Genomic DNA, 25,751 nt, shown 5'->3' with positions numbered 1-25,751 from the left:
TCAAATCCGGCTCCCGCAACCAGATACTCAGAAAAGGCCACTCAATCGAGTGGCCTTTTTTGTTTTAGCTCCGCGGATACCTGCAGAGGCTTCAGCTCGACTTAAGCTTGGCTCGCGAGAATGGCATCTCCTTTCTCTCAGAGCCCATGAAGCATGAACTGGAAAAACACCGCGACCCGCTATGGCAACCTGTCCATCGGCCTGCACTGGCTGATGCTGCTGTTGATCATCACCGTCTACTGCAGCATGGAATTGCGCGGCCTCTTCCCCAAAGGCAGCGACGGGCGCACGCTGATGAAGCTGACGCACTTCACCCTGGGCATGACCATCTTTAGCCTGGTATGGATTCGCCTGATAGCTCGCCTCGGCGCCCCCAAACCGCGTATCCAGCCAACCCCGCACGCCCTGCAGGACACCGCCGCCAGGCTGATGCATTGGGCGCTCTATGCCCTGATGATCGTTACCCCCATGCTCGGCTGGCTGTATTTCAGCGCCGAAGGCAAGTCGGTACCGCTGCTCGGCCTGGAGCTGCCGGCCCTGCTCGACAAGAATCACGACCTGGCCGAGAACCTCGAACATTGGCACATACAGATCGCCCAGCTTGGTTACTGGCTGATTGGTTTGCATGCGGCCGCAGCCCTACTGCATCACCATGTGCTGCACGACAATACCCTGCGCCTGATGCTGCCACGCCGCCGATAAACCTCAGGCCCAATGCACGACTGGCCAGTCCCGGGCCGCAGCGAGGCCGACCCAGGCATCGCACAATGCTCAAGAGGGCTGGCCAAGGCCTGGACAGATCGCTAGAATTGCGCACTTTTTGATCAGCGGCGCAACCAGCGCCCGGCATCCCCTGTACGCGCCTGAGGTTACCTGCATGTCCACCCCCACCACGCCGAAAGTCGGATTCGTTTCTCTGGGTTGCCCCAAGGCCCTGGTGGACTCCGAGCGCATCCTGACCCAGCTGCGCATGGAAGGCTATGAAGTGGTGCCGACCTATCAGGATGCCGATGTGGTGGTGGTCAATACCTGCGGCTTTATCGACAGCGCCAAGGCCGAATCCCTGGACGTGATCGGTGAAGCAATCAAGGAAAATGGCAAGGTCATCGTCACCGGCTGCATGGGCGTGGAAGAAGGCAGCATCCGCGACGTACACCCCAGCGTGCTCTCGGTCACCGGGCCGCAGCAGTATGAGCAGGTGGTCAATGCCGTGCATGAAGTGGTACCGCCACGCCAGGACCACAACCCGCTGATCGATCTGGTGCCCCCCCAGGGCGTCAAGCTGACCCCGCGCCACTATGCCTACCTGAAGATTTCCGAAGGCTGCAACCACAGCTGCAGCTTCTGCATCATCCCGTCGATGCGCGGCAAGCTGGTCAGCCGCCCGGTGGGCGAGGTGCTCAGCGAAGCCGAGCGTCTGGTCAAGGCCGGGGTCAAGGAACTGCTGGTGATCAGCCAGGACACCAGCGCCTATGGCGTGGACATGAAGTACAAGACCGACTTCTGGAACGGCCAGCCGGTCAAGACCCGCATGACCGAGCTGTGCGAGGCACTGTCATCCATGGGCGTCTGGGTGCGCCTGCACTATGTCTACCCCTACCCCCATGTGGACGAGCTGATCCCACTGATGGCCGCCGGCAAGCTGCTGCCCTATCTGGACATTCCCTTCCAGCACGCCAGCCCGAAAGTGCTCAAGGCCATGAAGCGTCCGGCCTTCGAGGACAAGACCCTGGCGCGGATCAAGGCCTGGCGCGAGATCTGCCCGGAGCTGACCATCCGCTCGACCTTTATCGTCGGCTTCCCAGGCGAAACCGAAGAAGACTTCCAGTACCTGCTGGACTGGCTGAGCGAAGCCCAGCTGGATCGCGTCGGCTGCTTCCAGTACAGCCCGGTGGAAGGCGCCCCGGCCAACGACCTGGATCTGGACGTGGTACCGGATGAGGTCAAGCAGGAGCGCTGGGAGCGCTTTATGGCCCACCAGCAGGCCATCAGCGCCGCCCGCCTGCAACTCAAGGTTGGCAAGGAGATGGACGTGCTGATCGACGAGGTGGATGGCGAAGGCGCCGTGGCCCGCAGCTACGCCGACGCACCAGAGATCGATGGCAGCGTGTTTATCGACTCCACCGCGGTCAAGCCCGGCGACAAGGTGCGTGTGCGCATTGTCGATGCCGATGAATACGACCTGTGGGCCGAGCTGATCGGATAATCCACCCGCTCCGGGCGATGCACGTTCAACTACCCTGAAGTCAGTTGAATGCCCCACGAGGTTCCCATGCATCGCCCATTGCTGCGCCATGGCTTTATCCTGATCCTGCTGGCGCTGCTTTCCGGCCTCGCCATCCCGAGCCTGAGTATTCCCCGTCTGGGGTTGTCCGCGCATACCATCGGCATCCTCAGCGGCACCCTGCTGATCGCCATAGGCGCCATCTGGAAGCAGTTCAGGCTGGGCAGCCGGCAACAATGGCTGATGTATTGGGCCTGGTTGTATGCCAGTTATGTCAACTGGCTGGGATGCCTGCTCGGGGCCACCCTGGGCGCAGGGCAAACCACCCCGGTGGCCGCCGCAGGCACCCAGGGCGCGCCCTGGGCGGAAAGCCTGGTGGCAGGCCTGCTGATCAGTGTGGCCCCGGCCTCCCTGCTCGCCATTACCCTGGCCCTTTGGGGCATACGCGGCCAAGCGCCCGCCCAGGACTAAGCGCTTGCGCGCTCAACCCTGCATCCAGGCAAACAAGCGCTCGGCATCTTCACGGCGGCACAGCTCAGTACCCGCGGTCATGATCGCCGCACTGCCGGCGGCTACCCCATAACGGGCCGCTTCCAGCAGGTCGGCGCCAGAGACCAGCTTCAGCGTCAAAGCTGCCACCATGCTGTCACCAGCGCCCACCGTGCTGCGCTTGCGCACCGTGGGGGCGGCGATGGTGGCGCTGTGCTCGGCACTGACCAGCAGCGCCCCCTGGGGCCCCAGTGACACCAGCAAAGCCTGGCACTTGCCCGCCGCGATCAGTTCACGGGCAATACCCAGCAGCTGGGTGGAGTCGAGAATATCCTCCCCCACCGCGGCGCTGAGCTCATCGATATTGGGCTTGAGCAGAAACACCCCGCCGATATCCAGCACCTGCAGCAAGCCGTCCCCCGAGCAGTCGACGATGCAGCGTACGCCCCGCGCCTTGGCCGCGCCCAGCAAGCGCGGCATAAAGTCACTGGCCAGGCCCTCCGGCAGACTGCCGCTGACCACCAGATACTCGGGGGTCGGCAAGGCCTGCACAGCGGCCAGTAGCTGCTCCTGTTCCACTTCGCTCAACCGCGCCCCCGGCATGATCAGCCGATACTGCTGGGCGCTGGCCAGCTCGGTGAGGTTCAGGCTCTCGCGGGTCCACTCCTGAATGGGCAACGCCTGATGGTTCACGCCACAGGCATCGAGCAGCTGACCCAGATGCTCACCGGTGGAACCTCCCGCCGGATAGAGGGCCAAAGCCCTGCCACCAAGGATATGAATGGCCCGCGCCACATTGATCCCCCCGCCGCCGGGGGCATAGCGGGGGCGCTGGCAACGCAGCTTGTCATCCGGGTACAGACGCGCCACCTCGGTGGCCACATCCAGGGACGGACTCAGGGTCAGGGTGACAATGCCGCTCATCGGCGTTTCCTTCTTTTGCCCACTTCCCACAGCGTAGCGCCGCCATGCCTTGCCCTGCCACCTGAGCCGCGGGTAACGTGGCCGCATTTTCCAGGAGACCTGTCATGCACCCGAGTCGTTTCTGCCTCCTCGCCCTGCTGCCGCTGTTCACCGGCTGCCAGTTGCTGGCACCGGGCACACCCAGCCAGCCCAGCCCAGCCCCGCGCCTGCAGGGTGAAATCAGCCAGGCTGGCAGCCAGCTGCTATTCCGCCCCTGCCTGGAGCAGCGCCACTTTGTCCTCAGCGATACGGCCAACAGTGCACTGCTGCGCAACAGCCAGAGCCTGCTGAGCGACGGCCACAGCGTGCTGTTCGCCGATCTGCGCGGCACCCTGAGCGCCAGCGCGGAAAACAACCACGATGGGGCACTGGCCGTCAGCCAGGTGTATCGCCTGCAAGGTGAAGGCCATGGCTGTGAGGATGCCAATTTCAAGCAGACCCTGCTGCGCGCCAGTGGTCACGAACCAAGCTGGAGCCTGCGCGTCGGCAGCCAGGGCATGGTGCTCCACCGCCCCGGCCAGGAGCCGCTGGCCCTGCCCTATCTGGAAGAACAGCTGCCCGAAGGCCGTCTGCACTTGAGCAGTGAAGCCAATGGCCAGCGCCTGGGTCTGTGGCTGACCCCGCAGACCTGCCGCGACAGCATGAGCGGCGCCGTACAGCACCTCAGTGCCGAGCTGCGCCTGAATGACCAAGTGCTGCGCGGCTGCGGCCACTTTGGCGGTGCCCGGCAATAAACCCATACATCTCAGCGGTGCCATTCGTCGGGCAAGCCTGCCGACCTCGCCTAAGCTGAAAGGACAAGAGCATAAAGGGGTATCAACATGCTGCGAGTTGCCATCAACGGATATGGACGAATTGGCCGGGCGCTGGTGCGCGCCTTGTTTGATCGGGATCTGGAGCACAAGATCCACCTGTGCGCCATCAATGACCTGGGTGACCCTGCCACCCTCACCCACCTCACCCGCTTTGACTCGACCTTCGGTCGTTTCGCCGCCCGCGTTTCGCAGCACGATGACCTGTTGCAGATCGACGGACAGTCGATCCACCTGCTGCGTGAGCGCGAGGTGGTCAACCTGCCCTGGGCCGAACACGGCATCGATCTGGTGCTGGAGTGCTCGGGCAAGGTGAAGAAGCGTGAGCAGGTCGAACAACACCTGACCGCCGGCGCCTCTCGGGTGCTGCTTTCCCACCCCATGGACAGCGCCGACCTGACTGTGGTCTACGGCGTCAACCATGAGCTGCTGGGCAACCAGCAGATCGTTTCCAACGCCTCCTGCACCACCAACTGCCTGGCGCCACTGGCCAAGGTGCTGCACAAGGCAGTGGGTATCCGCAGTGGCCTGGTCAACACCATCCACGCCTACACCAATGACCAGAATCTGCTGGACAAGACCCACAGCGACCTCTATCGCGCCCGCGCGGCAGCCCTGTCGATGATCCCCACCAGCACCGGCGCGGCCAAGGCCATCGGCCTGGTGATGCCGGAACTGGCCGGGCGCCTGGACGGCCTGTCGGTGCGCGTGCCCACGCCCAATGTATCGCTGGTGGACCTGAGCTTTATCAGCGAGCGCCCCACCACGCCCGCGGCCATCAACGCGGCCCTGCGCGAAGGTGCACTGCAACTGCCCCTGGGGGTCATGGAGTGCAATGAACTGCCGCTGGTATCCAGCGACTTCAATGGTCACCCGATCTCCTGTGTGGTCGATCTGAACCACACCCGGGTTCAGGGTGATCTGGTCAAGGTACTGGCCTGGTATGACAACGAATGGGCCTTCGCCAACCGCATGCTGGATGTGCTGCTAGCCTGGACCCGACCGTAGGCTCCTTGCCCCTGCTGTAACCGTTGCCCAGCGCCAGCTGGGCCGGTTCGCAGGTATAATCGCCGCCCTCTTTATTTGCCGGGTTGCCTCCGGCCTCATTGTGGACTGCTGCCATGCTGCGCATCACCGAACTCAAGCTGCCCCTCGACCACCCCGAGGAGGCACTGCGCCCTGCCATTGTTCAACGCCTGGGGATTGCCGATAGCGAACTGCTGGACTTCAGCCTGTTCAAGCGCAGCTACGATGCGCGCAAGCGTTTCGGCGAAATGCCCTTTATCTACACCATCGACTGCAGCCTGGCCGACGATGCCGCCGTACTGGCCCGTTTCGCCAATGACCCGCATATCAATCCGGCCCCGGATACCCGCTACAAGCCGGTCGGCCAGGCGCCGGCTAGTGGTCTCGATGAGCGCCCCATCGTGGTCGGGTTCGGCCCTTGCGGCATCTTCGCCGCGCTGATTCTGGCCCAGGCCGGCCTCAAGCCCATCGTACTGGAGCGCGGCAAGGAAGTGCGCCAGCGCACCAAGGACACCTGGGGCCTGTGGCGCAAGAACGTGCTCAACCCCGAATCCAATGTGCAGTTCGGCGAAGGCGGTGCCGGTACCTTCTCGGACGGCAAGCTGTACAGCCAGATCAAGGACCCCAAGCACCTGGGCCGCAAGGTGCTGGAAGAATTCGTCAAGGCCGGTGCCCCGGAGGAAATCCTCTACGTCAGCAAGCCGCATATCGGCACCTTCCGCCTCACCGGCGTGGTCGCCACCATGCGTGAAGAAATCAAAGCCCTGGGCGGCGAAGTGCGCTTCCAGCAGAGAGTCAGCGATCTGCTTCTGGAAGATGGGCAACTGCAGGGCGTGGTGCTGGACAACGGCGAGCAGTTACGCAGCCGTCACGTGATCCTGGCCCTGGGCCACAGCTCGCGCGACACCTTCCGCATGCTCCATGCCCGCGGCGTGTATATGGAAGCCAAGCCCTTCTCGGTGGGCTTTCGTATCGAACACCCGCAAGGCCTGATCGACCGCGCGCGCCTGGGCAAATATGCCGGCCACCCCAAACTGGGCGCCGCCGACTACAAGCTGGTGCACCATGCCAGCAACGGTCGCTCGGTCTACAGCTTTTGCATGTGCCCGGGCGGCACCGTGGTCGCCGCCACGTCCGAACCCGGGCGGGTGGTGACCAACGGCATGAGCCAGTACTCGCGCAACGAGCGCAATGCCAATGCCGGCATCGTCGTCGGCATCACCCCGGAGCAGGATTACCCCGGCGACCCCCTGGCCGGCGTGGAGTTGCAGGAGCGTCTGGAGTCCCAGGCCTATCTGCTCGGCGGTAGCACCTACGAAGCCCCGGGGCAGCTGGTCGGCGACTTTATCGCCGGCAAACCCTCCACTGCCCTGGGCAGCGTCGAGCCGTCCTACAAGCCTGGAGTAAAGCTGGGCGACCTGGCACCCTCGCTGCCAGGCTTTGCCATCGAGGCCATCCGCGAAGCGCTGCCGGCGTTCGGCAAACAGATCAAGGGCTTCGACCTCAGCGATGCGGTGCTCACCGGCATCGAAACCCGCACCTCCTCGCCTCTGCGCATCACCCGCGGCGAAGATCTGCAGAGCCTGAACACCAGAGGCCTGTACCCGGCCGGGGAAGGCGCAGGTTACGCCGGCGGCATCCTGTCTGCCGGGGTCGATGGCATTCGCGTGGCCGAGGCGGTGGTGCGGGATATGCTGGGCATAGTCGAGGCCTGACCTGGCGCCTCCCAGATACGAGCGGTAATGGGTTATGGCACCTCGCGCAATGCTGAATCAGCTGGCGCCTACCCACACCAGGTCCGCCACTACTGCTCCCAGGGCCGACCGCGGGTCTTGTCGCTCAGGCGCAGCTTCTGCTGCAGGGCGGCCTTGGCCAGCATATGGGCGCTGACCGGAGCAGTGATAAAGAGAAACAGGGTAATCAGCAGCTCATGCAGGCTCAGACCATTACCCTGATTGCTGAAATACAGCATGGATGCCACCACCATGCCGCCCACGCCCAGGGTGGTGGCCTTGGTCGGGCCATGCAGACGCATATAGAAATCCGGCAGCTTGTACAGCCCCAGGGCGCCGATCAGGGCAAACAGGCTGCCCAGCAGCAGGCTGATGGCCACCAGGCCTTCTATCCATGGATTCATTAAGCAGTCTCCGTAGAACGTGTTTACGATCTCGCGAGCTAGAGCCATGCAAGGCAAAAACAGGCGAGGAAGCGGAGTTTACGAGCTGTAAATGAGCATTCCGAGCCTGTTTTTAACGCAGCAGGGCCGACGCGCAGCAGATCGTAAACTCGTTCTCATTCGATGATATCGCCGCGCAGCAGATACTTGGCCACCGCCACCGTACCGACAAAGCCCATCACGGCGATCAACAGCGCCGCCTCGAAATACAGCTCCGAGCCCAGCCAGATGCCGAACAGCACGATCAGGGCGATGGCGTTGATATACAGGGTATCCAGGGCCAGGATGCGATCCGGCAGATCCGGCCCCTTGATCAGTCGCAGCAGAGTCAGGATCAAGGCTAGCGTCATGATCGCCAGACACAGGGGAATCACGTAGGCGAGCATGTGAACACCTCCTTGAGTGGGGCCTCGTAACGCTGCTTGATCTCACGGATCAGCGCCTCCTCATCGGCCACATCTAGGCCATGCACCAGCAGAGTCTTGCGATCATCGCTGAGATCGGCCGAGACGGTGCCGGGGGTCAAGGAAACGATACTGGCCAGCATGGTCAGGGCCAGGTCGTCTTCCAGTTCCACCGGCACCTCGACAAAGGCCGGGCGCAACTTGCTGCTGGAGCCAACGATCAGCTTGGCCACCTGCAGGTTGGCGAACACGATATCGCCAAGGATGCGCAGAAAAAACAGACACAGCTTGAGCGGCTTGTACAGGCGCGGTGTGCGCTCCCAGAACAGCTGGGTCAGCAGCGGAATCACCCAGCCGAGCAAGCCGCCCAACAGCCAGTGGCCGAAACCCAGGTCATTCATCAGCAGCAGCCAGATAAACAGCAGGCACAGGCTGAGCAGCGGCTGCGGCAACCAGCGATTGGCGAACAGGGTCATCATGGCCTTTCTCCTGCGGGCACCAGTTGCATATAGGGCGCCAGATCAAGCAACTGCGCCGCGGTAGCCTGCACATAGGCCAATACCGGCGCGGCAAAGAGCACCAGCAGCACGGCACTGGACAGCAGACCAACCGCTGCCAGAGTACGCCCGTCATCACGCTCGGCCCGTCCCAGCACGTCACGCCCGGTGCGCCACAACAATGTGCTGCCGGCACGGCTCAGGGCCACCAGGGTAAGCAGCCCCCCCAGCAACAGCACCGGCCACAGCAGCAGGGCCTCAATGCCCGGTGCCGCCGCACGCAGCAGCAGCAGCTTGCCGAAGAAACCGGAAAATGGCGGCAGGCCGGCCAGGGCAATGGCACCGATAAAGAACAGGGCACTGAGCAACAACGGCTGCAGCAACATCGGCCCCTGCACCAGATTGCCGGCCTTGTCGCCGCGCTGCCGACTGATCAGGTCGGCCACCAGAAACATCGCACCCGCAACCCAGGTGCTGTGAATCAGGTAGAACAGCGCCGCGCTCAGCGCCTGCTGTGTGCCCAGTGCCACGCCCGCCAGCAGGCTGCCCACCGAAGCCACCACCAGATAGGCCAGCAAGCCTTGGATGCTCGCTGCCGCCAGGGCCCCGACCACACCACAGAGAATAGTCAGCAGCGCCAGGGGCCACAGCCAGTCAGCGGCCAGATTGGCGATGCTGCTGGCCTGCTCGCCATAGATCAGGATGTACACCCGCATGATCGAGTACAGGCCGACCTTGGTCATGATCGCAAACAGCGCCGCCACCGGTGCGCTGGCCGAGGCATAGGCCCGTGGCAGCCAGAAGTACAGTGGCACAAAGGCGGCCTTGAGACCGAAGACCACCAGCAGCAGCAGACCCGCAGCGCCCAGCAGCGCCGCATCATCAGCCGACGCGGCAGCCACCTTGACCGCCATATCGGCCATGTTCAGGGTGCCGGTGATGCCGTACATCACCCCCACTGCCAGCAAGAACAGGCTGGAACCGAGCAGATTGAGCACCACGTAGTGGATACCGGCACGCACCCGCTCGGCGCCGCCACCATGCAGCAGCAAGGCATAGGAGGCGATCAGCAGGATCTCGAAGAACACGAACAGGTTGAACAGATCGCCCGTGAGAAAGGCGCCGTTGATGCCCATCAGCTGGAACTGGAACAGCGAATGGAAATTCTTGCCCCGGGCATCATCACCGCGCACCGCATAGATCAGGGCGAACAGCGCCAGCACGGCCGTAACCACCAGCAGCAGCGCACTGAGGCGATCAAGCAGCAGCACGATGCCAAAGGGCGCCTGCCAGTTACCCACGGCATAACTGTGTAAAGCGCCCTGGTCAGCCAGGCCCAGCAGGTAGGTGCCAATCAACAGCACCAGCAGGGTCGACAGCAGGCCCAGGCTGCGTTGCAGCGTCAGCGACAGGCGCGGGGCGAACAACAGCACGCTGCCGACAAACATCGGCAACAGAACCGGCAGGATCAACGCATGGTTCATCAACGCGGCTCCTTGCCATCGACATGATCGGTTTTCAGTTCACCCAGACCGCGCAGGGCCAGCACCAGAATAAAGGCGGTCATGGCAAAGCCGATCACGATGGCGGTCAGCACCAGAGCCTGGGGCAGCGGATCGGCATACTCGGCGCTACGGCCGATCACCGCCGGCATGCCGGTCTTCAGCCGGCCCATGGCAAACAGAAACAGGTTGACCGCATAGGACAGCAGGATCAGCCCCATCACCACCGGGAAGGTGCGCGCGCGCAGCAGCAGATAGACGCCGCTGGCGGTCAGAATGCCCAGGGTTGCGGCAAATAGCGCTTCCATCAATGCACCTCCTTGGCGGGGTCGTCCTGGGTCAGTTTGCCCAGGTTGGCCAGAATCAGCAGGGTGGCGCCGATCACCGTCAGGTACACACCCAAGTCAAACAGCATGGCACTGGCCAGCTCGATTTCACCGACCAGCGGAATATGGAAATGACCGAAGGTGGTGGTCAGGAAGGGATAACCAAAAATCCAGCTGGCCAGGCCCGTGACACCCGCCACCAGCACCCCGACACCGGCCAGTTGGTGATAATTGAGAGCCAGGCGCGAACGCGTCCACTGCACGCCATTGGCCACATACTGCAGGATCAGGGCAATCGAGGTGATCAGTCCGGCGATAAAGCCGCCGCCCGGCAGGTTGTGCCCGCGCAGGAAGATAAAGGCGGAAATCAGCAGCGCCAGCGGCAACAACAGACGCGACAAGGTGGCCAGGATCAGCGGATGACGATCCCGCGCCCAGGCGTGACCGTCGGCATCCTGCTTGGGCTGGAACAGTTGCAGGCCGCCGAGCAAGGCATAGATGCCCATGCCGGCGATGGCCAGCACGCTGATCTCGCCCAGGGTATCGAAGCCGCGGAAGTCCACCAGGATGACGTTGACCACGTTGGTACCGCCACCGCCCGGCACGCTGTTGGCGATAAAGTAGTCGGCGATGGTCTCGTAGGGACGGGTCAGCACCGCGTATACCAGCAGCGCCACCAGGGTGCCGAAACCGCCGGCCAGAATAAAATCGCGCAGACCACGCAGACTGCTGGACTCACCCGGTGTGGTGGGCGGCAGGAAGAACAGTGCCAGCATCAGCAGCACCATGGTGACCATTTCCACCGACAGCTGAGTCAGGGCCAGATCCGGCGCGGAGAAGCGCACGAAGGCCAGGGCCACCAGCAGGCCGACCACGCTGAGCATCAGCAGGGCCACCAGGCGACGCCGGTGGAATACCACGGTAATCAGCGCCGACAACGCCAGCATGCCCATGCTCAGGCCGGTCACCACATCCACCGGGCCCAGCGCCTGGGGCCCCTGCAGGCTGGACAGCGGCCCCAGGGCCACTGTCACCACCGCCAGGGAAGCCAGCAGCATCAGGGCCAGATAGCGTTGCAGCGAGCCGTTTTCCAGCAGCTGCGTGCACCATCTGGCCGCTGCAACCACCCCCTGCACAGCATTCTCGAACACCAGCTTGGCATCCAGCTGCGGCAAGCCGGCATACCAGCGAAAAAGCGGCTGGCGGAAGGTGTAGACCAGAATGCCGCCGATCAAGGCAATCACACTCATCAGCAGCGGCAGGTTAAAGCCGTGCCAGATCGACAGGCTGTACTCGGGCAGCGGACCGCCCAGGGTTGCAGACGCCGCCACGGCCAGCAGGGGCGCCACCGTGTAGGCCGGGACGATGCCCACCAGCAGACAGAGGAACACCAGCACCTCCACCGGCACCTTCATATAGCGCGGCGGCTCATGGGGCGGGTAATGAGGCAGGTTGACCGGCTCACCATTGAAGAACACGTCATGGATAAAGCGCAGCGAATAGGCCACCGAAAACACCCCGGCCAGGGTCGCACCAGCGGGGATCACCCAACTGAAGCTGCCCAGCAGGTGCTGGTTGAGGGTCTCGGTAAAGAACATTTCCTTGCTCAAGAAACCATTGAGCAAGGGCACCCCGGCCATGGCCGAGGCGGCCACCATGGCCAGCAAGGCCGTATGCGGCATGTACTTCCACATGCCATTGATGCGCCGCATATCACGGCTGCCGGTTTCATGGTCGATGATGCCGGCGGCCATAAACAGCGAGGCCTTGAAGGTGGCGTGGTTGATGATATGGAACACCGCTGCCACTGCGGCCAGGCGCGTATCCAGGCCAAACAGCAGGGTAATCAGGCCCAGGTGGCTGATGGTCGAGTAGGCCAGCAACCCCTTGAGGTCATGCTGGAACAGAGCCATGCCCGCCCCCACCAGCAAGGTGGTCAGGCCGGTAATGCTGACCAGGTAGAACCACCACTCGCTGCCGGCCAGGGCCGGGTACAGACGGGCCAGCAGAAAGACCCCGGCCTTGACCATGGTCGCCGAGTGCAAGTAGGCGGAAACCGGGGTGGGCGCGGCCATCGCGTGGGGCAGCCAGAAATGGAAGGGAAACTGTGCCGACTTGGTAAAGATGCCTAGCAACACCAGAATCAGCGCCAGGGGATAGAGTTCATGGGCGCGGATCGCATCACCGCTCGCCAGCACCTGGGACAGTTCGAAGCTGCCGGCAATCTGGCCAATCAGCAGGATGCCGGCGAGCAGTGCCAGGCCACCACCACCGGTCACGGCCAGAGCCATGCGCGCGCCCTTGCGGGCATCCGAGCGGCTGTTCCAGAAACTGATCAGCAGGAACGATGACAGGCTGGTCAGCTCCCAGAACATCAGCATCAGCAGCAGGTTTTCCGACAGCACCACCCCGAGCATGGCGCCCATAAACAGCAGCAGGAAGGCATAGAAGCGCCCCGCCGGCTCGCTTTTGCTCAGGTAGTAACGGGCGTAGAGGATGACCAGCAGGCCAATACCTAGGATCAGCAGGGCAAACAGAAAACCCAGGCCATCCAGGCGCAGGCTGAGGTTGATACCCAGCTCCGGCAGCCAGCTGTACTTGCTCAGCACGACCTCGCCGGCAAATACCGGGGCGCGCTGCTGCATCAGCAGGACCAGGCCCAGCAGCGGCGCCACAGCCGCGGCCGTGGCGCAGGCCGAACGACCCAGGCGCTCGGCCAGCAGCGGAAGAATCACTCCAAGGAATGGCAAAGCGATAATCAGCGCAAGCGCCATAGATAGAACCCCTTGTGCGCGCCCGCCAGTTCCCCGGCCACGGCTCGATTAGCATCCAAACTTCTGCAGGATCACCCCAACACCGGCCAACCCCAGAGGCCAGATTTGGGGCCGATGTGGATTATCCATATCTATCGATGGACTGTCATGGATAGAAACATTCAGAAAGGCAGAAAAGCCGCCGCAGCGCGACAGAGGCCTGAATTCTAGTCACAAAAAATGCCCGGGAGCCATTCTTGACGTCGCGCTGATACAGCCCGAAGGGCAGATGCCATTGATGTGCGGCCACAAAAAATCGCCGGGAGCGATTTTTAACGTCGCGCCGCAACGCTCCGCAAGGTGGCTGCAATGGATGGCGAGCCATTAAAAACTGCCGGGAGCAGTTTTTAATGTCGCGCAGCAACGGTCCGCAGGGTGGCTGCAGTGGATGGCGGGCCATAAAAAACTGCCGGGAGCAGTTTTTAACGTCGCGCAGCGACGGCCCGCAGGGTGGGCGCCATGGATGGCAGCCCATAAAAAAGGCTCTGTACCAATCATGTGTTGCATCAAGGATCGGCTCAGGCTTGGCGCCTGTAGGTAGGGTGCGCTGTGCGCACCAAGCTTGGCCGCGCAATAACGGTGCGCACGGCGCACCCTACAGATCCAACCCAGCCTAAATTCAGTGAAGCTGAGCGAACGCAACAGGCTATTGGGACATAGGCATAAAAAAGCCGAGCCAGCAGTTACTGGCTCGGCCTGTCACAAACACTCAATGGGAAACGCGGCTGGTGCCATTGACCGTCAGAATGCGCACCCGCTGCCCCACGCGGAAAATCTGGTTCGGCTCCACTTCCTGAACATAGGCCCGCAGGCTGCCGTCGTCCTCACGCACGGTGATCTCCACCCCCTGGGTACGCGTCAGCCCTTCTTCAGCTGCAGCCCCGAGCATGCCACCGGCTACCGCACCGATCACCGCCATTACCGCACTGCCGCGACCACCGCCGACCGAACTGCCGCCAATACCACCGATCACCGCACCGGCACCGGCGCCTATCGGGGTCTTGGTGCCTTCGATCTGCACCGGCCGCAGCGCCTCGATGGTACCCATGCGCACGGTCTGCACAGTGCGCGCCTCGGCCCTCGAATAGGTGTCGCCGGTCAGCTTCGATGCGCAACCGGCCAGCGCCAGCAGGCTCGCCAACAGCGCCGTCGTCATCATCATTGTCTTACGCATCGTGCAACCTCCATGGAATGTTATCGACAGCCATTAGACCGCGCCGTTGTCCACCTGTCATGGGCAAATTACGGCAAAACTTTACCCATTTGATTCATTACCCGGTCATGGCCACTACCGCGACATTGCGTCGCCTTCAGCACAGGTTCAGACTGGATTAGCTTACAGGGACTTAACGAGGAACTTATGGACTACCTGATCGTCGCACTCACCAGCCTGGCCGGCTTGTACTTCCACTGGTGGCTGTACGTCCGCATCAAACTATGGATGGCTCGCGATCTGGCGCTCTCCTTCGCCGGGGATAGCGTGGCCAAGCGTGGTTATATGCTCGACAGCCTGCAGCAGGCGCAGCACGCACGCCTCAAGGGCAAGGCCCTGCTGACCCACCTGGAAGACGCCGCGCAGCGTTATCCAAACAGTTAAAACACCGACAGCGCGTATGCGCTTGGGTCTTTCTCAGCATGGCACCCTTGGGGGCGCCCTCCGCCGCACCACGCAGCCCGGACGCCCAATCGGGTGCAAGCCTCAGGGCGCCAGACGCTCGCGCAGCCAGGCATTGCCCTGAAGGCGGTAGTTGAGGCGATCATGCAGCCGGCTGGCGCGGCCCTGCCAGAACTCGATGCGCTCGGGCAGCAGTCGGTAGCCACCCCAGTGCGGCGGGCAGTGCGGTGCACGGTCGAGAAAACGCTGTTCGGTTTCGGCCAACAGCTGCTCCAGTTCCTCGCGACCACTGATCACCTGGCTCTGCGGCGAGGCCCAGGCACCCAGACGACTGCCCAGGGGACGCACCTGGAAATAGGCGTCGGATTCTTCGGCCTTGACCCGTTCCACCTGCCCTTCGATACGCACCTGGCGCTCCAGGCTGGGCCAGAAGAAGGTCATGGCGGCAAAGGGCCGGGCTGCCAGCTGCTCGCCCTTGGCACTGTCGTAATTGCTGAAGAAGGTAAAGCCGCGCTCATCCAGGCCCTTGAGCAGCAGCACTCGGCAGTGCGGCCGGCCCTGCTCGTCCACCGTGGCCAGGGTCATGGCATTGGGTTCGACCGGCGGCTGTTCGGTTTTCACCGCGTCGGCAAACCAGTGCTGGAACAGGGAAAAGGGTTCGAGCGGGGCATCGGCCTCGCTCAGGCCATCGCGGGTGTAGTCGCGGCGCATATCGGCCAGGGTCTGGGTCATGGGCATATCCTCAGGCGGAAATGCCCACTAGCTTAACCCTGCCCGCGCCCTTTGGCTTGATCCAAAGCAAGGCGTTACGGCTTGCGGGCGGGTTTCTCGACCACAGCCACGGTGGCGGCCGGAGCCGGGGCGGAATACTTGGCCACCAGGGCGGCCATGGTGTCCTTGGCGGTCAGGATAATTTCCACGCGGCGGTTGAGGGCGCGGCCTTCGGCGCTGTCGTTGGCTGCACGCGGCATGTCCGAACCCAGGCCCTTGACCATCAGGCGGTTGGACTGCAGGCCGCTCAAGCGGAAGATCGAGGTCACGGCGCGGGCGCGCTGATCGCTCAGCTCGCGATTCTGCGCGGCAACACCGCTGCTGTCGGCATGCCCCAGCACCAGCACGGCCATCTTCGGGTCGGTTTCCAGCAGCTTGGCGACACGGGTCAGCGGACCCAGTACCGCCGGCAGCATCATATGCGGTCGGTCGGGGTTGAAACTGCCCTGCACCGGCGCCGTCACCACCAGGACATTCTCATGGCGATGCAACTCGAAATGACTGCCACTGATGGCGGCCTTGATGCGCGGCTCATAGTCATCCAGCCAGGCCTGGGTCTGTGCCGGCGGCGGCATGGGTACAGCGGCCACGGCAGCTTTTCTGGGCGCTTCGGAGCTGCTGCAGGCCGAAACCAGCAGGCACAGGGCAAAGGTCATGGAAAGTTTGGCAAGCATCGGACACCACGCATGTTGCAGATAAAAGAATCCGGGGCTTCGGACGCCGGGTTCCCCCACAGCCCCTCGTTGTGGTCAGCAGTGTAGCCGAGGCCGCTAGCAACAATCAGCCAACAAGCGCGCAAGTTTCTGCGCGCGGGGGTCCATTAAGACGAACGGCCCTAGATTGTTGGTGACAAAGCCGAAAGCCAGCTCCCGCTCGGGGTCGGCAAAGCCAATCGAGCCCCCCGCGCCGGGGTGACCGAAGGCATAGCGGCCCATGCCGTAGGTGGCATTGGCCACCTCGGGCTGATCGAGCATACAGCCCAGACCGAAACGGGTGCGGGTGAGCAAGGTCTTGTCCTCACCCACGGCATGTTCGCGGGTCAGTTCGGCCAGCAGCGCGCTGTCGAGCAAGCTGCCATCGAGCAGACCGCTGTAGAAACCGGCCAGGCTGCGGGCATTGCCATGGCCATTTGCCGCCGGCTGCTGCATGCGCCGCCACTCGGGCTTGTTGGTGCTGGTCATGATCGACGGCGGGTTGGTAAAGGCCCGCGTGCTCATGGCCGCCGGCTCGCTCATCATGGTCTTGAGCAAGCGCTGGGCAGCGGCGTCGCCCATATTGCCCTTGCCGCGCGAGATATGGGCGACGCGCTCAAACTCCGCGTCAGCCAGGCCCACATGGAAATCCAGCCCCAGGGGCTTGGCGGTGCGCGCCACGATGCTCTCCCCCGGCCCACGCCCTTCGACCCTGCGCAGCACCTCACCCAGCAGCCAGCCGTAGGTGATGGGGGCATAGCCATGGCCTTCGCCCAGGGGCCACCAGGGTTCCTCGGCGGCGAGGGCCGTGGTCATGGCCTGCCAGTCATACAGCGCTTCGGCCGGCAACATCTGGCGCAGGGCCGGCAACCCGGCCTGATGGCTAAGCAAATGACGCAGGCTGATGCGCTCTTTACCGGCGGCGGCGAACTCCGGCCAGTAGCGCGCCACCGGCGCATCCAGATCGAGCTTGCCCTCGCCCACCAGCTGCAACACGGCAACGGCGGTAAAGGTCTTGGTGCAGGAAAACAGGTTGAGCAGGGTATCGCTGTGCCAGGCCTGCTGGCCGTCCTTGTCCATCACCCCGGCCCACAGGTCCAGCACGGTTTCCCCGCCGATCTGCACACAGAGCGCGGCCCCACGCTCCTGGGGAGCGTCGAACAACGCGGCAAAGGCATCCTTGACCGCTTCGAACCTGAGATCGAAATAACCCTGAACCTGTATCACCTGCAGCGCCTCCTCAGCATGACCATCAATAACCGGCGCAGAGCATACCGCGCCCAAGCCGTGCAACGTTCTGAAACCTCACCGAATAGCCTGCGCATGGTTCGATTCACTATTCTCAATAGCAATCCACTTTCATTCTCTCCGATGTGCCTCTGCTTGCGCAGAGTGCCACTGCGCCGGGAAAACTGGAGATTGCCGTGCTCTATCTGCTGTGCCTGATTGCCCTGGCCGCCCTGTTGGCGCCGCTGCTGACCCGCATGCTGGGGCAGCGTGCCGGCCTGTTGCTGATGCTGGCGCCCCTGGCCGCCTTTATCTGGTTTGTCAGCCAGATGGAGGTCGTGGCGGACGGTGGCACCGTGCTGCAAAGCGTGAACTGGATACCGGCCCTGGGCATCAGCCTGAGCCTGCGCCTGGATGGCCTGTCGCTGCTGTTCGCCCTGCTGATCAGCGGTATCGGTGCGCTGATCGTGCTGTACGCCGGCAGCTACCTGTCTGGCCATACCCATCTCGGACGCTTCTACGCCTATCTGCTGATTTTTATGCTGGCCATGCTCGGCCTGGTACTGGCCGATGATCTGGTGGCGATGTTCGTGTTCTGGGAGCTGACCAGCATCGCCTCCTTCCTGCTGATCAGCTTCCAGCACGAAAAGGCCGTGTCGCGCCGCGCTGCCCTGCAATCGCTGCTGATCACCGGCGGCGGTGGCCTGACCCTGCTGGCCGGGCTGATCCTGCTCGGCAGCGCCACCGGCAACTGGCAGTTTTCCGCGCTCAGCGCCGAGCAGATCGAAGGCCATGTGCTGCTGCCGGCGATCATTATTCTGGTGCTGCTGGGCTGCTTTACCAAGTCGGCGCAGATTCCCTTCCACCTGTGGCTGCCCAATGCGATGAACGCGCCGACCCCGGTTTCGGCCTATCTGCACTCGGCGACCATGGTCAAGGCCGGTATCTACCTGCTGGCGCGGCTTAACCCGGTGCTCGGCGGTTCCATCGGCTGGGGCACCCTGCTGATCACCTTCGGCGCCGCCACGGCGGTACTCGGCGCCTTTCTGGCCTTTCGCCAGACCGATCTCAAGCGCCTGCTGGCCTACACCACGGTGACCGTGCTGGGCCAGCTGACCATGCTAATCGGCACCAACACCAGCTACGGCCTGCAGGCCTTCGTCCTCTATCTGGTGGCTCACTCCCTCTACAAAGGCGCGTTGTTTATGGCCGTGGGTGCGGTGGACCATGCCACCGGTACCCGCGAGCTGCACCGGCTCGGCGGTTTGATCCGCTATATGCCGCTGACCGGGGCAGCGGTGGCCCTGGCGGCGTTTTCCAATGCCGGCCTGCCACCCTTCTTCGGTTTTATCGCCAAAGAGTTCAAGTACAGCGGGCTGATGGAGATGGGCTCGATCGGCTGGGCCGTGACCCTGGTGATGATCCTCACCAATGCCCTGCTGTTCGCCGCCGCCGGCCTGGTGTTTGTACGCACCTTTCTCGGCAAGCGCGGCGACTACCCGCGCACGCCCCATGAAGTGAGCCTGCCGATGTGGTTGGGACCGATGCTGCTGGCCATTGGCGGCTTCCTGCTCGGCGCCTGGAATGCCTGGCCGGAAACCTGGCTGGTCAATACCGCCGTGCAGGCAGTGGCGCGCGGGCCGGTGGATGTGCATCTCTATCTCTGGGGCGGCATCACCCCGGCGGTGCTGGCCAGCCTGCTGACCATGACCCTCGGGGTGTTCTTCTACCTCTGCCGCGACCGCCTGCGCGCCCTGCTGGAGCGGGCCCATGCGGTGTGGAATATCAGCGGCGACCTGATCTGGGACCGCCTGCTCAAGCGTATCTTCCACCTTGCCGGGCTGCTCGCTGCGCGCTTCCAGCATGGCTCGTTGCGTCAGCACCTGGTGCTGCTGGCCCTGGCCGTGGGCGGTTTGCTGGCAGTGGGTCTGTTACCGGCGCTGCCACAGTTGTTCCAAGGCAGCTACAGCCCGATTTCCCTGCTTGGCCTGGCCGGCTGCCTGCTGGCCCTGGCCGGCGGCGCGGCGGCGGCCTTTCTGCCGGGGCGCCTGACCCTGCTGGCCGCCCTGGGCGCCTGTGGCCTGGGCCTGGCCCTGGTGTTTGTGGCGGTGAATGCGCCGGATGTGGCCATGACCCAGCTGATGGTGGAAACCCTCAGCCTGATCTTCCTCGCCCTGGTATTTCGCAAGATGCCCACGGTGCCGCCCAGCGGCGCCCGGGCGCCCTGGAAGCGCCGCCTGCATGCCGGCGTGGCGGTCCTCTTCGGCCTTAGCGTTACCGGCGCCCTGCTCCTGGCGGTAAGCCAGCCGCTGCCGGGCACTATCGCCCAGTGGTACCTGGACAACAGCCTGCCGGGCGGCCACGGGCACAATGTGGTCAACGTGATTCTGGTGGACTTCCGCGCCTTCGACACCCTCGGCGAAATCCTCGTGGTGGCCCTCTCGGCCCTGGCTGCCGCCACCCTGCTCGGCAGCGGCCAGCGCATCGGTGGCGAAGGCCGCGGCGAAGATGCCTTTACCTCACCCCTGCTGCGCCAGGGCCTGCGCCCACTGGCCTGGCTGATGTTGGGTGCGTCCCTGCTACTGCTCTGGCGCGGCCACAACCTGCCCGGCGGCGGCTTTATCGGCGGTCTGGTGGCGGCCTGCGGTTTGATCCTGCTGGTGCTGACCTACGGCCACGGACAGATTCGCCGGGTGCTGCCCGTTGGCCCGGCGCAGCTGATTGGCATTGGTCTGGGCATCGCGGCGCTGGCCGGCATCCTTGGTCTGCTGAGCGGCCAGGCCTTTCTTCAGGGTCTGTGGACTTTCCCCGGCGGCCTGCCGCTGGGTACACCGCTGCTGTTCGATGTCGGGGTGTTTCTCACCGTGTTCGGCTCCGCCCTGCACATGATCGACAAGCTGACAGGAGTGCGTCACTGATGGAATGGCTCGCCGCAATCACCACCGGGGGCCTGGCCGGGCTGGGCCTGTGGATGCTGCTGGACCGCAATCTCAAGCGCGTGGTGCTGGGGGTGGCGGTGCTGGGTAACGCGATCAACCTGGGGGTACTCACCGCCGGGCGCTTTATCGGTGAGCGCGCCGCTTTCGTCGAAGCGGGCAACAGTGCCGCTGCGGCCAATCCCCTTCCCCAAGCCTTGGTGCTAACCGCCATCGTCATCGGCTTCAGCCTGTTCATTTTTGCCCTGGCCCTGCTCAAGCGCACCCGCGAACTGCATGGCGACAAGACCACCGACTCGGTCAGCGCCATCACCGAACAGCCGGCGCCGGACTGGCATGCCGGCGAGCACGAGGCCGATGGCACCGGCGTGGAGGCACGTCGATGAATCAGGCATTACTCGTTGCCCCGGTGCTGATTCCGCTGTGCAGCCTGGTGCTGGCCCTGCTGCTGCGCAACCATCTGAGCCTGGTGCGGGCACTGAGCCTGGGCGGCACCACACTGCTGCTGGCGGTGGGGATCAAGCTGGTCTGGCTGGCCGCTGGCGGCACCGTGCTGGCCGGCCAGGTCGGCGGCTGGCAAGCGCCGTTTGGCATCAGCCTGGTGATCGACCGCCTGTCTGCGGTGATGATCGCCATCAGCGCCCTGATCGGCCTGGTCACTCTGCTCTATGGCGTGGCCCGGGACAGTGATACGCGGGTAGGCCGGGATTTTCACCTGTTCGTCCAGGGCCTGCTCACCGGCATCGGCGGCGCCTTTATCACCGCCGACATCTTCAACCTGTATGTCTGGTTCGAGGTGCTGCTGATCGCCTCCTTCGCCCTGATGGCCCTGGGCGGCGGCAAGCGCCGGCTGGCTGGGAGCATGACCTATGTGGCGCTGAACCTGTTCGCCACCCTGATTTTCCTGCTCTCTGCGGGCCTGGTGTATGGCGCCAGCGGTACCCTGAATATGGGCGAGCTGGCCGTGATCATGCGCAGCGGTGAGGCACCAGCGGGCGTCACCCCGGCGCTGCTGCTGATGCTGCTGTCGTTCGCCATCAAGGCCGCGTTGTTTCCGGTGTTCGGCTGGCTGCCGGCCACCTACCACGTGGCCCTGACCGCAGTATCGGCGATGTTCGCCGGGCTGCTGACCAAGGTCGGGGTGTACGCCCTGATCCGCCTGGTGACCCTGCTCTGGCCGGAGTATGGCCTGCCCCATCAGTTGCTGCTGTGGGTGGCCTGCGCCACCATGCTGGTGGGCGTGCTGGGCGCAGCGGCGCAGACCGAGGTGCGGCGCATCCTGTCGTTTCATATCGTCAGCCAGGTCGGCTACATGGTCCTCGGCCTGGCCCTGGCCACACCGCTGGCCCTGGCCGGCGCAGTGTTCTATCTGATCCACCATATCGTGGTGAAAGCCAACCTGTTCTTTATCGGTGGCGTGGCAGCGCGTATCTGCGGCTCCGAGCGCCTGGCCGATATGGGCGGGCTATACGGCCGCCTGCCCTGGCTGGCGCTGTTGTTCGCCATCCCGGCGCTATCGCTGGCCGGTATTCCGCCGCTGTCCGGGTTCTGGGCCAAGTTTCTGCTGGTCAAGGCCAGCCTGGATGCCGCCGCCTGGTGGGCCGCCGGTATCGCCCTGCTGACCGGGGTATTTACCCTGCTGTCGATGAACAAGATCTGGAACGAGGCCTTTCTCAAGGCCCACCCCAAAGGCGAAGCGGCCCTGCAACTGTCTACCAAGAGCCGCGCCGCCTGGCTCGGCATGGCCGGCCTGGCGCTGCTCACGGTGCTGATCGGCCTGGGTGCCGGCCCCCTGATCGACTACGCCATCGCCGCTGCCGAACAGTTGGGTAACCCAGAGGCCTACCTGCAACCCTTTAGCCCGGCAGGAGGTGCCTGATGTTTTTCCTGATCCATCTGCTCGCCAGCGTAGCCCTGGCCTGGGGGCTGGGTTTTGCCCACCTGGGTGGTGGCCTGACGGCTTTCGCCCTGCTCTATCTGCTGGCCCGTCTGCTGGGCCTGGGGCTGCCGCGTCTGAGCCGCTACGCCAGAAGCCTGGAGCTGGGCCTGTGGTTCTGCCTGTGGTTTATCGGCCAGATCCTGCTGGCCAGCTATCACGTCGCCAGCCTGGTGCTGGCGCGCCGGGTCGACGTGGCACCGGCGGTGCTGGCCTATCCGCTGACCCGGCGCGATGCCAACACGGCCACCCTGCTCGGCGCGCTGCTGACCCTGACCCCTGGCACCCTGGCCCTGGAATACGATGAAAGCAGCGGCCTGCTGTATATCCATGCCCTCGATGCGCGCCAGCCTGAAGACGTGACTCAGATGCTCAGCGAACTGGAACGGCGCCTGCTGGCCTGGCTGGATGCCAGCAAGAGCCAAGGAGTACAACCATGACCCTGCACCTGGCGGGCGCTGCCTGGGTATTGCCCTTGGCCGCTATCCTGCTCGCCCTTAGCGGGCTGATCATTATCTATCGCCTGCTACGCGGGCCGAGCCGGCCCGACCGCGCCGTGGCCATCGACGCCCTGACCCTGCTGGCGGTGGCGGCCATGGCCCTGACCTGCCTGATCGGCGGCCAGGCGGTGTTTCTCGACGTGGCCGTTCTACTGGCCCTGGTGTCCTTCCTCGGCACGGCGGCCTTTGCCTTTCTGTTTGACGATGCCTATTGCGCCACGCCGGTGAAACGGGAGAACGAGCATGAATAATCTACTGAGCTGGCTGGCCTCGGCCCTGGTACTGGCTGGTGCGCTGATTTCCCTGCTTGGTGCCATCGGCATTCTGCGCCTGCCGGACAGCTACAGCCGTATGCATGCGGCGAGCAAGGCCGGCGTGCTGGGCGCGGTATTGCTATTGGGCGCGGTGGCCCTGGCCAGCAGCGGCGAGCTGGCCCTGGAAGCATTGGCGGGTTTGCTGGTCCTGCTGGCCAGCGCGCCCCTGGCAGCTCACGCCATCGCCCGCGCCGCCCACCGCGCCGGGATCAAACCAGTGCTGGGGCCGCTGGGCGACGAACTGGAGCGAGATCAGCGCGAGGATCCATAAGCACCGCGTCAGTCAATTTGCCGACGAAACGGCGGCAGCGCATTAAGAATTGCCTTGCCGTAGCGCTGGGTGACCACGCGCCTATCCAGCAGGGTGATGGTGCCGCGATCGGCCTCGGTGCGCAGCAGGCGGCCGCAGGCCTGCACCAGACGCAGGGAGGCATCGGGCACGGCGATTTCCATAAAGGGGTTGCCGCCTCTCGCCTCAATCCATTCGGCCAGGGCCGCCTCCACCGGATCATCCGGCACGGCGAAGGGAATCTTGGCGATCACCACATGCTCGCAGTAGGCACCGGGCAGGTCGACGCCCTCGGCAAAGCTGGCCAGGCCGAATAGCACGCTTTCCTCACCGGAATCGACCCGCGCCTTGTGCTTGTTCAGGGTCTCCTGCTTGGACAGGTTGCCCTGGATAAACACGCGGCGACGCCAGTCGCGTTCCAGGCCGTCGAACACCTCCTGCATCTGCTTGCGCGAGGAGAACAGCACCAGGGTGCCGCGACTGCCCGCCACCAGGCCCGGCAACTCGCGGATAATCGCCGCGGTGTGCACCGCCGCCTCGCGGGGGTCGGCCTTGAGGTCCGGCACCCGCAGCACACCGGCGTCGGCATGGTGAAACGGACTCGGTACCACGGCGGTGACCGCCACCTTGGGCAGCCCGGCGCGCATGCGGTAGCGGTCAAAGGTGCCCAGGGCCGTCAAGGTGGCCGAGGTCACCAGGGCGCCATGGGCGACATTCCACAGATTACGGCGCAGGGTCTCGGCGGCCAGGATCGGGCTGGCGTTGACCTCGATATCGAACAGCGCTCCGCTCTCGGCCAGGGTCAGCCAGCGCGCCATGGGCGGGCTTTCTTCCGGGTCCTCGGCGGTAAAGGCCAGCCACAGCTCCCAGTTGCCCTTGGCCCGGGCCAGCAGGCTGCCGAACAGCGGATACCACTCCTCGGCCTGGTGGCTGGCGATGCCGTTGGCGCCTTCGCCGTCCATGGCCTCCTTGAGCAGTTCGGTGACGCCGGTGAACAGGTCATTGAGCTTGGAAAAGCCCTTCTTCAACTCCAGACCCAACTCGCTCAGATGCTCCGGCACCACACCGCCGACAAAGCGATGGCGCGGGCGCTCACGGCCTTCCATATCCTCGCCGGGTTTGAAGTCGGCGACCTGCTCACAGGCGCTGAACATAAATTGCTGCTGAGTCTTGAGCTCCCGGGCCAACTCCGGCACCTGTTCGATCAGCCGGCCGAGATCGCCCGGCAGCGGGTTCTGCGCCAGCAGCTTGGTCAGGTTCTTGTCGATCTGGGTCAGCCAGTCGGCCGTGCTGCGCAGGCGGGTAAAGTGGGCGAAGTGGCCGATGGCCTTGTCCGGCAGGTGGTGGCCCTCGTCGAACACATAAAGGGTCTCGCGCGGATCGGGCAGCACGGCGCCGCCGCCCAGGGCCAGGTCGGCCAGGACCATATCGTGGTTGGTGACAATCACATCGACCTTGCCCATGCCTTCGCGCGCTTTGTAGAAGGCGCACTGCTGGAAGTTCGGGCAATGGCGGTTGGTGCACTGGCTGTGGTCGGTGGTCAGTTGCGACCAGCGGCTGTCTTCCAGCTCCTCCGGCCAGCTGTCGCGGTCGCCGTCCCACTTGTTGCCGGCGAGTTTTTCGATCATCGCGGTAAACAGCTTCTGACCCTGCTCATCCACATCGATCTTGAAGCCTTCTTCTTCAAACAGCTGAGCGGTGGCGCTTTGCGCCTGGCCGTCCTGCAGCAACAGGTCAAGCTTGGACAGGCACAAGTAGCGGCCACGGCCCTTGGCCAGGGCGAAGCTGAAGTTCAGCCCGCTGTTGCGCAGCAGATCCGGCAGATCCTTGTGCACGATCTGCTCCTGCAGGGCGACCGTGGCGGTGGCGATCACCAGGCGCTTGCCGGCAGCCTTGGCGGTGGGAATGGTGGCCAGGCTGTAGGCCACGGTCTTGCCAGTGCCGGTGCCCGCCTCCACCGCCACCACGGCAGGTTCGCCCAGACGCTTGCCCTCGTCGTCGGTCTTGATCGCGCCGAGCACCTTGGCGATTTCGGCGATCATCAGGCGCTGGCCATAGCGCGGCTTGAGCGACTTGGCTTCGAGAAAACGGGAATAGGCGCCCTGAATCTGGGACTTGAGTTCGGTACTGAGCATGGGATCTGGGCGCGAAAAGGCTGGATAAATTTTCAGTGTTTGGCGGTCGGCGGCTATCATAGCGCGCTAATCGATCCGGCGCAGACTCCATCGCGCCCCTCACT

At 64.0% G+C, this 25,751-nt stretch carries 24 protein-coding genes, 1 tRNA gene and 1 pseudogene (1 of these 26 running past the window's edge); 14 read left to right on the top strand and 12 right to left on the bottom strand.

The genetic code is table 11. The features are described 5' to 3' along the window. The 4 genes from GJV18_RS18575 to GJV18_RS08060 all read left to right on the top strand — a co-directional run. Positions 1-22, top strand: a tRNA-Met gene (locus tag GJV18_RS18575) (it extends 155 nt beyond the left edge of the window). A 131-nt stretch (positions 23-153) separates the two neighbouring features. Then, complete coding sequence (locus GJV18_RS08070; RefSeq protein ID WP_160344276.1) at positions 154-702, top strand: cytochrome b; 549 nt, start codon at positions 154-156, stop codon at positions 700-702. Positions 703-877: 175 nt separating this feature from the next. After that, positions 878-2,206 carry a 30S ribosomal protein S12 methylthiotransferase RimO gene (gene rimO / locus GJV18_RS08065; RefSeq protein ID WP_160344274.1) on the top strand — a complete coding sequence of 443 codons (1,329 nt, stop codon included), beginning with the start codon at positions 878-880 and terminating at the stop codon, positions 2,204-2,206. A 66-nt stretch (positions 2,207-2,272) separates the two neighbouring features. Then, positions 2,273-2,695, top strand: a complete 423-nt coding sequence (locus GJV18_RS08060; protein WP_160344272.1) for a hydrogenase — start codon at positions 2,273-2,275, stop codon at positions 2,693-2,695. Between the two features lie 12 nt (positions 2,696-2,707). On the opposite strand, the gene pfkB is transcribed toward GJV18_RS08060, so the two are convergent. Beyond that, positions 2,708-3,637, bottom strand: coding sequence for a 6-phosphofructokinase II (pfkB, locus tag GJV18_RS08055; protein ID WP_160344270.1), 930 nt, complete (start codon positions 3,635-3,637; stop codon positions 2,708-2,710). A 104-nt stretch (positions 3,638-3,741) separates the two neighbouring features. On the opposite strand from pfkB, the gene GJV18_RS08050 reads away from it, so the two are divergent. The 3 genes from GJV18_RS08050 (at position 3,742) to GJV18_RS08040 (ending at position 7,229) form a co-directional block, all read left to right on the top strand. Then, complete coding sequence (locus tag GJV18_RS08050; protein ID WP_160344268.1) at positions 3,742-4,410, top strand: hypothetical protein; 669 nt, start codon at positions 3,742-3,744, stop codon at positions 4,408-4,410. Between the two features lie 87 nt (positions 4,411-4,497). After that, positions 4,498-5,496: a type I glyceraldehyde-3-phosphate dehydrogenase gene (gene gap, locus GJV18_RS08045; protein ID WP_160344265.1), complete on the top strand. Its 999-nt coding sequence runs from the start codon at positions 4,498-4,500 to the stop codon at positions 5,494-5,496. Positions 5,497-5,609: 113 nt separating this feature from the next. After that, positions 5,610-7,229, top strand: a complete 1,620-nt coding sequence (locus tag GJV18_RS08040; RefSeq protein ID WP_160344263.1) for an NAD(P)/FAD-dependent oxidoreductase — start codon at positions 5,610-5,612, stop codon at positions 7,227-7,229. 89 nt (positions 7,230-7,318) lie between these two features. Here the strand turns inward: GJV18_RS08040 and GJV18_RS08035 are convergent, their stop codons facing one another. The 7 genes from GJV18_RS08035 to GJV18_RS08005 all read right to left on the bottom strand — a co-directional run bounded on the left by GJV18_RS08035 (position 7,319) and on the right by GJV18_RS08005 (position 14,406). Continuing rightward, the gene (locus GJV18_RS08035) at positions 7,319-7,651 is read right to left on the bottom strand and encodes a Na+/H+ antiporter subunit G (RefSeq protein WP_160344261.1); all 333 of its coding nucleotides are present in this window, start codon (positions 7,649-7,651) and stop codon (positions 7,319-7,321) included. A 155-nt stretch (positions 7,652-7,806) separates the two neighbouring features. Continuing rightward, positions 7,807-8,076, bottom strand: a complete 270-nt coding sequence (locus GJV18_RS08030; protein ID WP_160344259.1) for a K+/H+ antiporter subunit F — start codon at positions 8,074-8,076, stop codon at positions 7,807-7,809. Next, complete coding sequence (locus GJV18_RS08025; protein WP_233280081.1) at positions 8,061-8,573, bottom strand: Na+/H+ antiporter subunit E; 513 nt, start codon at positions 8,571-8,573, stop codon at positions 8,061-8,063. The genes GJV18_RS08030 and GJV18_RS08025 overlap by 16 nt, the downstream gene beginning before the upstream one ends. Further along, a complete protein-coding gene (locus GJV18_RS08020) occupies positions 8,570-10,075 on the bottom strand; it encodes a monovalent cation/H+ antiporter subunit D (protein WP_160344257.1) in 1,506 nt (501 codons plus the stop codon). Before GJV18_RS08020 ends, GJV18_RS08025 begins: the two co-directional genes overlap by 4 nt. Further along, positions 10,075-10,401, bottom strand: a complete 327-nt coding sequence (locus tag GJV18_RS08015; protein WP_160344255.1) for a Na+/H+ antiporter subunit C — start codon at positions 10,399-10,401, stop codon at positions 10,075-10,077. Before GJV18_RS08015 ends, GJV18_RS08020 begins: the two co-directional genes overlap by 1 nt. Then, positions 10,401-13,193, bottom strand: coding sequence for a monovalent cation/H+ antiporter subunit A (locus GJV18_RS08010; RefSeq protein ID WP_160344253.1), 2,793 nt, complete (start codon positions 13,191-13,193; stop codon positions 10,401-10,403). The genes GJV18_RS08015 and GJV18_RS08010 overlap by 1 nt, the downstream gene beginning before the upstream one ends. Positions 13,194-13,941: 748 nt before the next feature. Then, the gene (locus GJV18_RS08005) at positions 13,942-14,406 is read right to left on the bottom strand and encodes an outer membrane lipoprotein (RefSeq protein WP_160344251.1); all 465 of its coding nucleotides are present in this window, start codon (positions 14,404-14,406) and stop codon (positions 13,942-13,944) included. Between the two features lie 186 nt (positions 14,407-14,592). Here GJV18_RS08005 and GJV18_RS08000 point away from each other — a divergent pair, with 186 nt between their 5' ends. Continuing rightward, positions 14,593-14,829, top strand: coding sequence for a hypothetical protein (locus GJV18_RS08000; protein ID WP_160344249.1), 237 nt, complete (start codon positions 14,593-14,595; stop codon positions 14,827-14,829). 102 nt (positions 14,830-14,931) lie between these two features. On the opposite strand, the gene pdxH is transcribed toward GJV18_RS08000, so the two are convergent. From pdxH to GJV18_RS07985, 3 genes and pseudogenes are all read right to left on the bottom strand, one after another. After that, positions 14,932-15,579 (bottom strand): pyridoxamine 5'-phosphate oxidase, encoded by a 648-nt coding sequence (gene pdxH / locus GJV18_RS07995; RefSeq protein ID WP_160344247.1) that lies wholly within the window; start codon positions 15,577-15,579, stop codon positions 14,932-14,934. Positions 15,580-15,656: 77 nt separating this feature from the next. Then, positions 15,657-16,274 (bottom strand): annotated as a pseudogene (locus GJV18_RS07990) (OmpA family protein); the annotation flags it as partial. A 114-nt stretch (positions 16,275-16,388) separates the two neighbouring features. Beyond that, positions 16,389-17,534, bottom strand: coding sequence for a serine hydrolase domain-containing protein (locus GJV18_RS07985; protein ID WP_160346041.1), 1,146 nt, complete (start codon positions 17,532-17,534; stop codon positions 16,389-16,391). A 200-nt stretch (positions 17,535-17,734) separates the two neighbouring features. Here GJV18_RS07985 and mbhE point away from each other — a divergent pair, with 200 nt between their 5' ends. The 6 genes from mbhE to mnhG are packed head-to-tail and all read left to right on the top strand — an operon-like array spanning position 17,735 to position 23,494. Beyond that, a complete protein-coding gene (gene mbhE, locus GJV18_RS07980; RefSeq protein WP_160344243.1) occupies positions 17,735-20,455 on the top strand; it encodes a hydrogen gas-evolving membrane-bound hydrogenase subunit E in 2,721 nt (906 codons plus the stop codon). Next, positions 20,455-20,859, top strand: coding sequence for a sodium:proton antiporter (locus GJV18_RS07975; RefSeq protein WP_160344241.1), 405 nt, complete (start codon positions 20,455-20,457; stop codon positions 20,857-20,859). Before mbhE ends, GJV18_RS07975 begins: the two co-directional genes overlap by 1 nt. Further along, a complete protein-coding gene (locus GJV18_RS07970) occupies positions 20,856-22,352 on the top strand; it encodes a proton-conducting transporter transmembrane domain-containing protein (RefSeq protein WP_160344238.1) in 1,497 nt (498 codons plus the stop codon). Before GJV18_RS07975 ends, GJV18_RS07970 begins: the two co-directional genes overlap by 4 nt. Then, on the top strand, positions 22,352-22,849 hold the full coding sequence (locus tag GJV18_RS07965; protein ID WP_160344236.1) for a Na+/H+ antiporter subunit E: 498 nt from the start codon (positions 22,352-22,354) through the stop codon (positions 22,847-22,849). Before GJV18_RS07970 ends, GJV18_RS07965 begins: the two co-directional genes overlap by 1 nt. Then, a complete protein-coding gene (locus tag GJV18_RS07960; RefSeq protein ID WP_160344234.1) occupies positions 22,846-23,160 on the top strand; it encodes a monovalent cation/H+ antiporter complex subunit F in 315 nt (104 codons plus the stop codon). The genes GJV18_RS07965 and GJV18_RS07960 overlap by 4 nt, the downstream gene beginning before the upstream one ends. After that, positions 23,153-23,494: a monovalent cation/H(+) antiporter subunit G gene (gene mnhG / locus GJV18_RS07955; RefSeq protein ID WP_160344232.1), complete on the top strand. Its 342-nt coding sequence runs from the start codon at positions 23,153-23,155 to the stop codon at positions 23,492-23,494. Before GJV18_RS07960 ends, mnhG begins: the two co-directional genes overlap by 8 nt. Before the next feature lie 8 nt (positions 23,495-23,502). Here the strand turns inward: mnhG and dinG are convergent, their stop codons facing one another. After that, positions 23,503-25,647: an ATP-dependent DNA helicase DinG gene (dinG, locus tag GJV18_RS07950; RefSeq protein WP_160344230.1), complete on the bottom strand. Its 2,145-nt coding sequence runs from the start codon at positions 25,645-25,647 to the stop codon at positions 23,503-23,505. Positions 25,648-25,751: the final 104 nt, after the last annotated feature.

The organism is Pseudomonas xionganensis (assembly GCF_009763245.1).
Lineage (GTDB): Bacteria > Pseudomonadota > Gammaproteobacteria > Pseudomonadales > Pseudomonadaceae > Aquipseudomonas > Aquipseudomonas xionganensis.
This window is presented reverse-complemented; position numbering and strand designations above follow the sequence as displayed.

Excerpts from the sequence above, each read along its gene's own strand:
- GJV18_RS08070 (WP_160344276.1), top strand. The coding sequence starts at position 154 with ATGAACTGGAAAAACACCGCGACCCGCTATGGCAACCTGTCCATCGGC.
- rimO (WP_160344274.1), top strand. The coding sequence starts at position 878 with ATGTCCACCCCCACCACGCCGAAAGTCGGATTCGTTTCTCTGGGTTGC.
- GJV18_RS08060 (WP_160344272.1), top strand. The coding sequence starts at position 2,273 with ATGCATCGCCCATTGCTGCGCCATGGCTTTATCCTGATCCTGCTGGCG.
- pfkB (WP_160344270.1), bottom strand. The coding sequence starts at position 3,637 with ATGAGCGGCATTGTCACCCTGACCCTGAGTCCGTCCCTGGATGTGGCC.
- GJV18_RS08050 (WP_160344268.1), top strand. The coding sequence starts at position 3,742 with ATGCACCCGAGTCGTTTCTGCCTCCTCGCCCTGCTGCCGCTGTTCACC.
- gap (WP_160344265.1), top strand. The coding sequence starts at position 4,498 with ATGCTGCGAGTTGCCATCAACGGATATGGACGAATTGGCCGGGCGCTG.
- GJV18_RS08040 (WP_160344263.1), top strand. The coding sequence starts at position 5,610 with ATGCTGCGCATCACCGAACTCAAGCTGCCCCTCGACCACCCCGAGGAG.
- GJV18_RS08035 (WP_160344261.1), bottom strand. The coding sequence starts at position 7,651 with ATGAATCCATGGATAGAAGGCCTGGTGGCCATCAGCCTGCTGCTGGGC.
- GJV18_RS08030 (WP_160344259.1), bottom strand. The coding sequence starts at position 8,076 with ATGCTCGCCTACGTGATTCCCCTGTGTCTGGCGATCATGACGCTAGCC.
- GJV18_RS08025 (WP_233280081.1), bottom strand. The coding sequence starts at position 8,573 with ATGATGACCCTGTTCGCCAATCGCTGGTTGCCGCAGCCGCTGCTCAGC.
- GJV18_RS08020 (WP_160344257.1), bottom strand. The coding sequence starts at position 10,075 with ATGAACCATGCGTTGATCCTGCCGGTTCTGTTGCCGATGTTTGTCGGC.
- GJV18_RS08015 (WP_160344255.1), bottom strand. The coding sequence starts at position 10,401 with ATGGAAGCGCTATTTGCCGCAACCCTGGGCATTCTGACCGCCAGCGGC.
- GJV18_RS08010 (WP_160344253.1), bottom strand. The coding sequence starts at position 13,193 with ATGGCGCTTGCGCTGATTATCGCTTTGCCATTCCTTGGAGTGATTCTT.
- GJV18_RS08005 (WP_160344251.1), bottom strand. The coding sequence starts at position 14,406 with ATGCGTAAGACAATGATGATGACGACGGCGCTGTTGGCGAGCCTGCTG.
- GJV18_RS08000 (WP_160344249.1), top strand. The coding sequence starts at position 14,593 with ATGGACTACCTGATCGTCGCACTCACCAGCCTGGCCGGCTTGTACTTC.
- pdxH (WP_160344247.1), bottom strand. The coding sequence starts at position 15,579 with ATGACCCAGACCCTGGCCGATATGCGCCGCGACTACACCCGCGATGGC.
- GJV18_RS07975 (WP_160344241.1), top strand. The coding sequence starts at position 20,455 with ATGGAATGGCTCGCCGCAATCACCACCGGGGGCCTGGCCGGGCTGGGC.
- GJV18_RS07970 (WP_160344238.1), top strand. The coding sequence starts at position 20,856 with ATGAATCAGGCATTACTCGTTGCCCCGGTGCTGATTCCGCTGTGCAGC.
- GJV18_RS07965 (WP_160344236.1), top strand. The coding sequence starts at position 22,352 with ATGTTTTTCCTGATCCATCTGCTCGCCAGCGTAGCCCTGGCCTGGGGG.
- GJV18_RS07960 (WP_160344234.1), top strand. The coding sequence starts at position 22,846 with ATGACCCTGCACCTGGCGGGCGCTGCCTGGGTATTGCCCTTGGCCGCT.
- mnhG (WP_160344232.1), top strand. The coding sequence starts at position 23,153 with ATGAATAATCTACTGAGCTGGCTGGCCTCGGCCCTGGTACTGGCTGGT.
- dinG (WP_160344230.1), bottom strand. The coding sequence starts at position 25,647 with ATGCTCAGTACCGAACTCAAGTCCCAGATTCAGGGCGCCTATTCCCGT.